This is a genomic window from Treponema sp. C6A8 (assembly GCF_000619925.1).
Taxonomy (GTDB): Bacteria; Spirochaetota; Spirochaetia; order Treponematales; family Treponemataceae; genus Treponema_D.
The window spans coordinates 43,258-54,902 of sequence record NZ_JHVB01000015.1; the positions used below are offsets into that span (position 1 = coordinate 43,258).

The 11,645-nt window shown below is 43.4% G+C and carries 10 protein-coding genes, 1 tRNA gene and 1 pseudogene; 7 read left to right on the forward strand and 5 right to left on the reverse strand.

From position 1 onward, the window contains the following. Positions 1–30: 30 nt before the first annotated feature. From T530_RS0111540 to T530_RS0111555, 4 genes are all read left to right on the forward strand, one after another. Entirely contained in the window at positions 31–396 is a 366-nt protein-coding gene (locus T530_RS0111540) for a GxxExxY protein (protein ID WP_027729146.1), read from the forward strand. A 50-nt stretch (positions 397–446) separates the two neighbouring features. Next, positions 447–1,073 (forward strand): phosphoribosylglycinamide formyltransferase, encoded by a 627-nt coding sequence (purN, locus tag T530_RS0111545; RefSeq protein ID WP_027729147.1) that lies wholly within the window; start codon positions 447–449, stop codon positions 1,071–1,073. Between the two features lie 93 nt (positions 1,074–1,166). Next, a complete protein-coding gene (locus T530_RS0111550; protein WP_027729148.1) occupies positions 1,167–2,801 on the forward strand; it encodes a class I adenylate-forming enzyme family protein in 1,635 nt (544 codons plus the stop codon). Then, on the forward strand, positions 2,801–3,421 hold the full coding sequence (locus T530_RS0111555; RefSeq protein ID WP_038074606.1) for a polysaccharide deacetylase family protein: 621 nt from the start codon (positions 2,801–2,803) through the stop codon (positions 3,419–3,421). The genes T530_RS0111550 and T530_RS0111555 overlap by 1 nt, the downstream gene beginning before the upstream one ends. Before the next feature lie 19 nt (positions 3,422–3,440). Here T530_RS0111555 and T530_RS0111560 read toward each other — a convergent pair whose 3' ends face one another. Together T530_RS0111560 and T530_RS0111565 are read right to left on the reverse strand one after the other, a co-directional pair. Further along, positions 3,441–4,799, reverse strand: a complete 1,359-nt coding sequence (locus T530_RS0111560) for an MATE family efflux transporter (RefSeq protein WP_027729150.1) — start codon at positions 4,797–4,799, stop codon at positions 3,441–3,443. A gap of 65 nt (positions 4,800–4,864) precedes the next feature. After that, the gene (locus tag T530_RS0111565) at positions 4,865–5,713 is read right to left on the reverse strand and encodes a PHP domain-containing protein (protein WP_027729151.1); all 849 of its coding nucleotides are present in this window, start codon (positions 5,711–5,713) and stop codon (positions 4,865–4,867) included. 76 nt (positions 5,714–5,789) lie between these two features. Here T530_RS0111565 and T530_RS15030 point away from each other — a divergent pair, with 76 nt between their 5' ends. Both T530_RS15030 and T530_RS0111575 read left to right on the forward strand, forming a co-directional pair. Next, positions 5,790–7,034, forward strand: a complete 1,245-nt coding sequence (locus tag T530_RS15030) for a Crp/Fnr family transcriptional regulator (protein WP_027729152.1) — start codon at positions 5,790–5,792, stop codon at positions 7,032–7,034. Positions 7,035–7,061: 27 nt separating this feature from the next. Beyond that, positions 7,062–7,134, forward strand: a tRNA-Thr gene (locus T530_RS0111575). Between the two features lie 89 nt (positions 7,135–7,223). Here the strand turns inward: T530_RS0111575 and T530_RS0111580 are convergent. From T530_RS0111580 to T530_RS14325, 3 genes are read right to left on the reverse strand one after another with little or no spacing between them, the layout of a single operon-like run. Continuing rightward, positions 7,224–8,237 (reverse strand): peptidoglycan DD-metalloendopeptidase family protein, encoded by a 1,014-nt coding sequence (locus tag T530_RS0111580; protein WP_027729153.1) that lies wholly within the window; start codon positions 8,235–8,237, stop codon positions 7,224–7,226. 31 nt (positions 8,238–8,268) lie between these two features. Further along, the gene (locus T530_RS0111585; RefSeq protein ID WP_027729154.1) at positions 8,269–8,871 is read right to left on the reverse strand and encodes an RlmE family RNA methyltransferase; all 603 of its coding nucleotides are present in this window, start codon (positions 8,869–8,871) and stop codon (positions 8,269–8,271) included. A 37-nt stretch (positions 8,872–8,908) separates the two neighbouring features. Next, the gene (locus T530_RS14325; protein ID WP_051537971.1) at positions 8,909–11,137 is read right to left on the reverse strand and encodes an adenylate/guanylate cyclase domain-containing protein; all 2,229 of its coding nucleotides are present in this window, start codon (positions 11,135–11,137) and stop codon (positions 8,909–8,911) included. Between the two features lie 234 nt (positions 11,138–11,371). Between T530_RS14325 and T530_RS0111595 the strand changes: the two are divergent. Beyond that, a pseudogene (locus tag T530_RS0111595) lies at positions 11,372–11,645 on the forward strand (transposase); the annotation flags it as partial.

Here is an 11,645-nt window from a genome sequence, read left to right on the forward strand (position 1 = left end):
ACACAGATAAGACACAGATAAGGAGAAACTTTGGAGATTAACGAAATAACGGAGAAAATAATCGGAGCTTCTTATAATGTTGCAAATACTTTGGGAAGCGGCTTTCTTGAGAAAGTTTATGAAAATGCTCTTGTTGTTGAATTAAATCTGCTTGGACTTAAAGTTGAAGCTCAAAAGTCATTAAAAGTTTTTTATAAAGATATCTGTGTCGGTGAGTATTTTGCAGATTTATTTGTTCAAGACGAAATTGTCGTTGAACTAAAATCTGCAAAAACTTTAGTTTCTGTTCATCAGGCTCAATTATTGAATTATTTAAAAGCTACAAAAAAGAAAATCGGATTGCTTATAAATTTTGGCTCACCTAAGGTCGAAATTCAACGTGTTATAAACACATAATCTGTGTTTATCTGTGTCCCATCTGTGGCTAATCATAAGGGGAAAATAGTATGCCAAAAACTAAAGTTGCCGTGCTGGTTAGTGGCGGCGGAACAAACCTTCAGGCTTTGATTGATTACCAGACTGCTCAGGGCGATTCCTGTCCTTACGAAATTGTCTGCGTCATTTCTGACACAAAAAAGGCCTTTGCATTGGAACGTGCCGCTAAGGCTGGTATTCCTGGCGTAATATGTTCGCCTTTTGCCGTTATGGGGGCTGAGGTTGCAAAGTCTGCATCCCGCGATGAAAAACGCCTTGCAGTTTCTGACGCCGTTCTTGCAAAATGCCGCGAGTTCGGCGCTCAGGCAATCGTTCAGGCCGGCTGGCTCACTGTTTTAAGCGGAAAAATCCTTGAAGAATATAAAGATAAAATTATAAACCTGCATCCGGCTCTCCTTCCAAAGTTCGGTGGAGTCGGTATGTGGGGGCACCACGTTCACGAAGCTGTTTTAGCCGCCGGCGAAAAAGAAAGCGGCTGTACCATCCATCTTGTAAGCAGTGAATGTGACGGCGGAAAAATCCTCATCCAGAAAAAAGTCCCTGTTATGCCAGGCGACACCCCAGACTCCCTCTACGAGCGCATCGCTCCTCAAGAGCATAAGGCGATTGTAGAAGGCCTGCTGCTTCTCACAAAATAAGATTAAACTCAATTCTGCCTAAAAAATTCCGAAAACCTCAAATCCTGTGCTATAATATATGCATTAAAATAATATATTATTGCTGAGGAAAAAATGCCTGTTACAGATTTTTTGGAGCGAAACGCTAAATTATATCCTGATGAAATTGCCCTTGTAGAGCTTAATCCTGAAATGCCAGACAAAAGACGCCTTACCTGGAAGGATTCCGACCTGATTGAATATACAAAAAATGCCCCCTACCGCCGCGAAATCAGCTGGGCAGTATTTGACGAAAAGGCTAACCGTTTTGCAAACATGCTTATCAACCGCGGAATCAAAAAAAGCGATAAAGTTGCAATCCTTATGTATAACTGCCTTGAATGGCTGCCTATTTATTTTGGTATTCTTAAGACCGGTGCCATTGCCGTTCCTTTCAACTTCCGCTACGACTCAGATGAAATCCTTTATTGTGTAGACCTTGCCGACGTTGATGTTCTTGTATTCGGCTTTGAGTTTATAGGCCGTATCGAGCAGATTGCAGACAGGCTTATGAAAAAACGTCTTTTGATTTATGTAGGAGACGGCTGCCCTGATTTTGCCGAAAGCTACCGTGAGCTTGCCGCCGACTGTTCAAGTAAGGCGCCGGACGTAAAAATCACTGATGATGATTTTGGCGCAATTTATTTTTCTTCGGGAACTACAGGCTTTCCAAAGGCAATTCTTCACAAGCACCGCAGTCTGACTCAGGCTGCCGAAATGGAACAGGTTCACCATCAGACCGGCCGCGACGATGTTTTCCTTTGTATTCCGCCTCTTTATCATACCGGCGCCAAATTCCACTGGATGGGCAGCCTTGTTGCCGGAAGCCGTGCCGTCCTACTCAAGGGAGCAAAACCTAAAACCATTCTGGATGCCGTTTCCAATGAGCACTGTACGATAGTCTGGCTTCTGGTACCCTGGGCTCAGGATATTCTTGATGCTTTTGACAGGGGCGAACTTAAAAAGGAGGATTATAAACTTGATCAGTGGCGCCTTATGCACATTGGTGCCCAGCCTGTTCCACCTTCTTTGATTAAACACTGGCATGAATATTTCCCTGATCAGGCTTACGATACAAACTACGGACTTTCTGAATCTACCGGCCCCGGCTGCGTTCACCTTGGAATGGAAAATACCCACAAGGTTGGTGCAATCGGCGTTCCCGGCTACCGCTGGCAGTGTAAGATTGTTGACGAGCACGGCGTGGAAGTTAAGCGGGGAGAAGTCGGCGAGCTTTGTGTAAAAGGCCCCGGCGTTATGACCTGTTACTGCCACAACGTTGAAGCAACTGCCGATACAATCAAAGAGGGCTGGCTTTTTACCGGTGATATGGCAATGCAGGACGAAGACGGCTTTTACTTCCTTGTTGACCGCAAAAAAGACGTTATCGTCAGCGGTGGTGAAAATATTTACCCGGTTCAGATTGAAGACTTTTTGCGCACAAATCCAAAAATTAAGGATGTTGCCGTTATCGGCCTTGCAGACCGCCGCCTTGGCGAAAAAACTGCCGCAATCATCGAGCTTAAAGATGGCATGACCGCTACAAAAGAAGAAATCGAAGACTTCTGCCAGGGACTTGCCCGCTACAAACGCCCTAAGGAAATCATTTTTGATACAATTCCCCGAAATGCCACCGGCAAGATTGAAAAACCTGCCCTCCGCAAACGCTATGGCGCCGACCAGCTGGTTGCCCAGGAAAACAGAGGATAATGAAACTTATTTCCCTTTCTTTTGACGACGGACCAAACCTTACAGGCTCGGTAATGAACGATATGCTGGACCTGCTTGAAAAACACGGCATTCCCGGCTCTTTTTTTCTGATTGGAAATAAAATTAATGAGCAGAATGCCGCCGTAATCAGGCGGGCTATGGCTTTGGGCTGCGATATCGAAAATCATTCCTGGTCACATCCCGACGCCGTAAAAGAAGGCCTTTCCCGCGCACAAATCGAAAACGAGTTCTTACGCACCGAAGAAGCCATTTTTAAGGTAACCGGGCGCCACACAGAGTTCTACCGCCCGCCTTATATTTCTGTAAATGATTTAATGTACCAGGCCGTACCCCGACCCTTTATCTGCGGTCACGCCTGCCAAGACTGGATAGCTGAATACTCTGCAGACACCCTGCTTGAAAAAATGCTTTCCGGCACCCAGGACGGAGTAATTTACCTTCTCCACTGCGGAGAATCAAACCTCAACACCCCGGAAGTCGTTGACCGGGCTATCCCAATCCTGAAATCCCAGGGCTACGACTTTGTCACCGTGCCGGAACTTTTCCGCCGCAAAGGCGTGCAGCCCATCCAGGGAAAACTCTGGACGGTGGTGGAGTAAAGGCTATTTCAGCAAGCTATTACAACTTACTGATAATCTTTCTATTAATTCTTCTGTAGTAGAGAATAGAAAGTGTAAGTGCAAATACTTCAGCAATCGGGAAGCAGAGCCATACCATGTTCAAATTGCCGGTAAGAGAGAAGAGATAAGCAACCGGCAGAAGAACGAAAATCTGACGAATCAAAGAAACTGTCATACTGTAAACGGCTTTTCCGAAGGCCTGGAAAACGTTTGAAAGCGAAATGGCGATTGCAGCACCGATAAAGCTTGGCGCAATCAGGCGGAGAGCCGGAACACCAATTGCCAGCATCGAATCAGAAGCGCTGAAAAGTCCCAGCAGAACATGAGGGAAAAGCTCAAAAATTGATGCTCCCACCAGCATGATTGTAGATGCCGAAATAATCGAAAGGAAAACCGCTCTGTAAATGCGCTCCTTGTTCTTAGCGCCATAGTTGTAAGCGATAATCGGAACAACACCGCTGTTGAGACCGAAAACCGGCATAAAGATAAAGCTGTTCAGCTTAAAGTAAGAACCGTAAACGGCAATCGCAGTTGTGCTGAAGGCACCGATAATCAGGTTCATAAAATATGTAGTAACCGAAGTTATAGAGGTTAAAATAATAGAAGGAACCGCGATTTTGTAAATGCTGCCGATGATTTTTCCGTCCGGGCGGAAGCCTTTTAGGCTGATATGAACTTCGTGGTTCTTGAGCAGGTTGGCAGAGCAGGAAACACAGAGGCTGGCAAACTGTCCGATGATTGTTGCAATAGCCGCACCGTAAACTCCCATTTCAGGAAAAGGGCCCAGGCCGAAAATCAAAACCGGGTCAAGAATGATGTTTGTGATTGCACCCGCCAGCTGAGAAAACATTGTGTAGATCGTTTTTCCGGTCGACTGAAGAATACGGTCGAACATAATTCCGATAAAACAGAAGGTACAGCAGTAAACAATTACGTGCATGTATTCAAGACCGTACTCAATAATCTGTTCGTTTGAAGTCTGCGAGTGCAGGTAAACCGGAATAAAAAAGAAGCCCAGAACAATAAAGGCAATTGAAGTTAAAAAGGAAATGAAAAGTCCGTTTATTGCAGTTTTATCTACCGCTTCCTGATTGTGCTCACCAAGACGGCGCGAAAGAATTGCGTTTACGCCGACTCCGGTACCAATAGAAAATGACATAAGCAGATTCTGAACCGGGAAGGCAAGCGAAAGCGCCGTCAAAGCTTCCTCGTTAATCATTGCAATGAACATAGAGTCCACGATGTTGTACAGAGCAAGAATAAACATGGAGAACATCATAGGAAGCGACATATTAAGAATTAATCTTCCAACCGGCATTACGCCCATTTTGTTTTGTGTCTGAGGTTTGTTTTCCATAGGACTGCTATTTTATTCCGATTTGGTGCAATTTTCAAGAGAATAGCAAAGAATTACAAGGTTTTCTAATGACTCTCCAGCCAAGGCTTCAGATTTTCCGTCCAGAAGCGGTCTTCAATTTTCTTACCGCCGCAAGTGTGCCCCAGCTTCCTGTCAGCGCGAATCTTTTCCCCGTGGAAGTCACTTGCCGCCGTCACAAAATAGCCGATTTTTCCAGCCAGTTCTTCCAGCCTCAGGCACTCCGTAACTCTTGCTCCCGGATGATATGCTTCCAGCCCAACAACGCCCCTGTCATAAAAATCCTTAAGCGCGTCCGGCAGCTTGCCCCAGGACAAAAAGAGCGACATCGGATGCGCGATAACAGGCGCCCCACCCGACTCGCGGATAGCCACAATTGCCTCGTCCAGGTTAGTACCAACCTTCTTTACATACCAGGGCCGCCCATGAGCCAGAAAGCGATCAAAGGCCTGCTGCCTGTGTTTTACAATCCCCTTTTTCTGCAGCATTGCCGCAAAATGAGGTCGCCCAAGAATCGTATTTGGATATTCGGCATACATTTCGTCAATCGTAATATCAACCCCGTCAGCCCGCATCTTATCGATGATCTCGCAATTGCGACGGTGGCGGTTCTCCACAACATTATCTAAAATCTGCTGAAAGCTTGGGCTTATTTGCTTTAGTCCCAGCCCCAAAAGATGAAATTCTCCCGTTGGAAAATTAATGCTAAGTTCAACTCCGGGAACCAGGGTAATTCCGCACTCTTCGGCAGCCTTCTTCCCCATTTCCAGCCCGCCAATCGTGTCGTGATCTGTTATTCCCAAAACTGATATATTTTTTTCTGCCGCCTTCTGGACAATCTCTTCAGCAGAATACTGTCCGTCAGATGCAGATGTATGAACGTGCAAATCAATCATTTTAAAATAATAGCACAAATTAAAAGTCTATGGTATAATTAATATCAAACTGTTTGCGTGGGGTTTATAAAAAAGTATGCCAAAGGCCATAAGATATACAGCAGATTCAATCATTTATTTTGCTGGAAATCAGGATTATCGAATTTTTATTTTGCAGAACGGTGTCGTTAATCTTTCCAGTACAGATATCGAAACAGGAAATGAAGTAAACGAAAAAGTAAAAGCTGGTGAATTCTTTGGCGTTAAATCTGCACTTGGAAAATTTGCCCGCGAAGAAACAGCCCGCGCAGTTACTCCGGTAGTTATTATTGCCCTTACAGTTCAGGAATTTGAAAACATCTTCGTAAACAATAAAGATTTGATTTTGAAAATGCTCCGCGTATTTTCAGGTCAGCTCCGTCAGGTTCACAAAAAGACCGAATCAGCCCTTAACAATGTCTCTACAGACTTGCAGTCCGGCCTTCTTTCACTTGGAACCAGCTTTTTCGCAGATGAACAGTACCGCTCGGCAGCAGACGTTTATCTGAAATTCCTCAAGCGCTATCCTAATTCAATTCACAAAGACGAAATCATGCGTCAGTATCAGGAAGCAAAACTCAAGGCAGACCGTCTGGCAGCTCTTAACAAGTCAGACATCAATTTTGAAGAAGATGATATGGACTCTTCTAACCGCCTCTTTGCCCTTCCTGCAGCTTTTGAGCGTTTCGCAAAAGTTTACGAACCAGGTCAGGTTATCATTGCAGAATTCGAACCTGGCGACAGCTTCTATTTAATTCAGAAAGGTAAAGTTCAGCTGATTAAGTGCGTTAACGGTTCAAAAAAGAACCTTGATATCCTTAAACCAGGCGAACTCTTTGGTGAAATGGCAATTCTCGATAACTCACCGCGTTCAGCAACCTGTATGGCAATCGGCAAAGTAAAATGTCTGGAATTCAATAAGGAAAACTTCCAGCTTTTGATTACAGGAAACCCTCAGATTGCCCTCCACTTGCTCAAGCTTTTCTGCAAGCGCATTAACGACCAGAAACGCCGATTCAGAATTCTCTGCATCAAAGATTATCAGGCACGTATTTCCGACGTATTCCTTCTTCTTGATGAAATGAATCCTACTTCTAAGGAAAATGAAAAACAGCGCCGCTTCAACGTAACAATCAACGACGTTGCCAACTGGGCAGGACTTCCAGCTGAAGTTACAAAAGACGAATTATTTAAGCTTGCCGCTCAGCGCAAAGTTGAAATTTATGACGATTATATGATAGTCTCTAATATCAACGAAATGAAACGTCTCTACGAGGCCCGCTCCCTTTCCGGCAGCCTTTAATTTGTGATTTTTTAATTTGTTAATTTCGCCGACTTAGCTCACCTGGTAGAGCAGCTCCCTCGTAACGAGCAGGTACTCGGTTCAAGTCCGGGAGTCGGCTCTAAGATTATTAACCTGGCAGTTTGCACAAATTGTGTAAACTGCTTTTTCATTTTTAAACACTTGAACCAACTAGCGTAGTGAGCGCGCCTAGTTCAACACCAGCGATGGATTCACGCTCTTTCCATTTTTATATACTGTAAAGTGCAGATGCGGTCCCGTACTCATACCTGTACTGCCTACACGCCCAATCATAGTGTTTGTGTAAACAAAATTTCCTTTTTTACAGGTAATCTGACTCATATGACCGTAAAGAGTCTTATATCCCGAATGATGAGTAATAATCACGTAATTTCCGTAAGTAGCGTTAAAGCCGGTAGTAGTAACCTTTCCGTCTAGCGCCGCATAAATCGGAGTGCCGGTAGAAGTTGCCATATCAAGACCGCCGTGGAAAGTTCTTTTTGCCGCATTAAATGGTGAATCTCGCCAGCCGTAACGAGAAGAAATCCAGTAGCGACCGTGCAAAGGACGATGAAACAAATCACCGTTAATTTCCTGACGGGTCATCCAGTCAAGCGCCGCCTCAGGCACAAAAAGCGAAGTTCCAGCCTTAAGCTCTGTATCCAAAGCAAGGGCATTTACGCTGGCACACTGAGCCGCATCGACCTTGTAATTTTCCGCAATTGTAGAAGGAGTTTCTCCGTCCTTGCGAACTGTATAAATAATTCCCGGCATAGAAGGAATTTTCAAATACTGACCCACCTGAATCAGGCGGGAAGATTTAATATTGTTAACGCTGATAATTGTATCTGTAGTAATGTCGTATTTGTCGGCGATATAACCAATCATATCACCCTGTTTAACGCGGTAAGTCTGATAAGTAATTGAAGCGTCAGACATTCCGCCAGAAGCTTCGTCGGAAGCAGAAAGCTCTTCGCCTTCATTTAAAAGTGAATCAAGATTTGCAGCATATTCAGGCGCACGGGCAGATTCAAAACCACCCACACCCTTGCGGAGATTATATGACTTTATAGCTTTACTAAGGCCTGCTGTAAGGGCAAAGCTGGTACAAAAACAGGCGAACGAAATGAGCACAAGTTTTGTGTGTTTCCAGTCCTTCATCATAATTAAACCATTTTGTATTTTATTCAGTAATTCTTTCATTATAAAGCCCAATCCCTAATAAGTCCAACTTTTATTTTTTATTGATTCCGATTAAATATGTCTCAAAACTTTCTGCACGACAGGCTTCAGGCTTAAATCCCTTGGCAGAAGTAAAAATTTCACGCATTGATTTAAGGAATTTCTGCTGATCCCCGTTCTGGAAGATTTTTACAGTAAAGTTTCCGCCCTGCTTAAGCATAGTCTGGGCATACCAGATAGCCATTTCTACAAGCTGTTCGCTTCTGGCAGTATCAACAGTGCGGTTACCTGTAGTTTTAGGAGCCGCATCGCAGACAACTAAATCATAAGGTCCGTTTTCCTTGATTTGTTTTCTGATTTCTGGAGCGTTCAAGTCGCCCTGAATAAATAGAAGATTATCGCCCTTTACGGATTTAGAAAGCGGATTCAAATCACATGAAACAACTTTTCCGCTGCCATCCATCTGGCGTAAAAGGAATGTAGTCCAGCTGCCCGGAGCCGAACCAAGGTCAAGAACCGTGTAGTTCTTCTTTATCATTCCGAATTTTTCGTCAATTTCCTTTAATTTATAAACTGAACGAGCCGGATATCCTTCCGAAAATGCTTTCTGTGACCAGAAATCCGGTTTTTCATAACTATTTCCTGATTTTCCCATACTTTTATTTTCGGAATTTTTTCACTTCACCTTAAGGCTATTTTACCTTAAGTTCAAAAACTCCGTCCCATTTTTCAGGCGGCGGATTTTTCCTGAAATGCCTGATTCTGTCCAGGAAAATTACCGAAGGCATATCATTGTAACGCTCTACGCAAGTCCTGAAAGCCAACTCGGCCTTATCCCAGTTCTGGCGGCGGTAAAAATTAAGTCCCTTTTCAAACAAATCGCGGATTTCGTAAATCTTAACAGAAGCATCTTCCTTCTGCTGCAAAATCTCATAAATACGAAGCGGCTCCTTTTTACCCTTCACAGTGAGCAAGTCCAGCTCGCGGCAAATAAAGCTTCCCTGCAGTTTTTCAAAAACCGCCTCAGTGATAATGGCCTTGGAACCGTAAGCCTTGTTGGCGCTTTCCAGGCGGGCCGCAATATTTACAGTATCGCCAATCGAAGTAAAGTCCATGCGTTTATTAGAACCCACCGAACCAAAAATTACGCGGCCGGTATTAATTCCAATTCCCATGGAAATAAAATCCGTACCTTCCACAAGAGAAGCCTGCTGAGCCTCCCTCATAGCCGCCCTGATTTCCATAGCTGCCTTGCAGGCATTGTATTCTTTTCGCGGGCCGGCAAAAAAGGCCATCATTTCATCACCCACGTACTTATCAATATCACCGTGATTTTTAATGATGATTTCAGTTTCCAGCTCCAGATACTGATTCAAAATTGCCACAACTTCACGAGCAGGCCGGCCTTCGCACATGGAAGTAAACCCGCGGATATCCGTAAACAAAAAGCACAAATCCTTGGTAACGCTGAGTTTTGAATCAGACTCGCGGTCGGCATATTTGAGCGTCGTATTTGAAATATAAGGAATAATGCCACGCAAAAGCGAAATAAAATCATTAATGGCAACTGAAAGGTCTTTAATTTCATCCTTAGACTTAATCGCGTCATTAAAAACAAGGGAGTCGGCGCCAATCTTTCCATGGCTGGAAATAATCTGGGTGAATTTTGAGGAAGCCTCACGTACATTGGACTTAAGGTAAATCAAAGGAGTTGTGATATAGTCGGTCAAAAGAATTGTAATCAAAATGACTACATAAAGGAAAATTCCCGTCAGAGTAAGCACAAAAACCTTAGTCTTAAAGTAAGTTTCCATCAAAACTTCTTCGCGGTAGGTTACAATAGAAAATCCAACCAGCCTTTTTCCAGCCTTGCGGTTAAAAGTAACCGGATGAATATACTTGCAGGTTCCCTTTTCCTTATTATAAACCGGCTCCTTAAGATAAACCCCGGTTTTATATCTCTTGATGTAATCAAAAGCCTTGTCAGCCGGAATATTTTTCTCATCCTCCGGAATGCGTGAAGGCCGACCCGTTGTGTAGGCAAAAACCTTATAATCGCTGACATCCGAAACCGACTCAATTTTTTCTATATAAATTGGCGTAGAATCCTTTGTGATGATGATATCAATGCGCTCATAAGGAGTAACGGAAAATTCATTTGAATGACTCTGCTCTTCAAAAAAGAGTTTTATCTTTTCATTCATGCCTTCTGCCGACTCATAAACCGCAGCCGCCTGTTCAGCCTGAGCCCGTCCCGTATTTCCCATGCTGGCCACAAGCATTCTGTGATTATCGTGAAGAATAAGAACCGTAAAAATTCCCAGCAGCATAACGATTGCGGTAAGAATGGTAACCAGCACCTTTGTTCTGATGGAAATAAAATGGTCACCAAAATGATGGGCTTCCTGTTTTTTGATTTTTTCTATCGTTTCGTATTCAATTTTGCCGTTTCTGTGGTGAAAAAGCATAAAAAAGGTAAGATGCACGTGCATTATCACCACAAAAAGAACTATAAGATAGATATAGGGCGGAAGCAGCAAAAACCAGCGGCGTGAATTGGCAAAAGTCACCATGCACCAGATAGAACACAAAAGATAAAGGGTAAAAGCTGTCAGCGTTACAATATGTCGTGTACGCTCAAAAGCTCTTTTTGTAAAAAGTGTGATTATAAGAAAGATTGAAAAAGCAGGAAGAAGAAGGAGGGCAAAAAAACTCAGACAGAATGGAAAAAGCTTAAGTTCCGCAGCAATTTGTCTGCCGGTAAAAATACTGAAAATGACTTCAAAAGGCGAAAAAAACTTAAGCGACGCTTCTCCCAAATCCAGAAGATTAAGAGATTCCGCCGAAAGCGGCAGAAAAAAGAGCGCCCCAAAAACCACCGCCGGAAAAACCCTGTTAAACCAGAACTTAAAATCCTTCATAAAATCCACCCGACTTCAATTTTAAACCATTTCCCCGCCTGTGAAAAGATTTAAAAGCCCCGCTTATCAACATTAAGCAATAAGAATACGTCGAGTCAAGGCACGCGTACGCTTAAAGCCTTGACTTCGCCGTTTTTAGGGTTTGTAATAAACCCTAAATAAAAAAAGCGATGCTGATTGAAGTGCACCCCTAAAGTTGGACAAATAAAGTTCGCTTTAGGAGGTGCATTTTTTATGTCAAAATATTCATATGAATTAAAAATGCAAATAATACTTGAGCATAAGACAAAGCATTATGGGGCTTTTATACTTCAAAGAAAGTATAGTATTCATCATAGCATTATTGAGCAATGGATAGCTCAGTACGAATTGAATGGAAAATTTACAGAACCAACGCGCCATTTTAGCGGAGAATTTAAGCTAAAAGTGCTAAACTATCAACAAGAGCATCATCTTTCCGATTCTGCCACAGCATTGATTTTCGGTATAACAAATTCTGGAACAATCT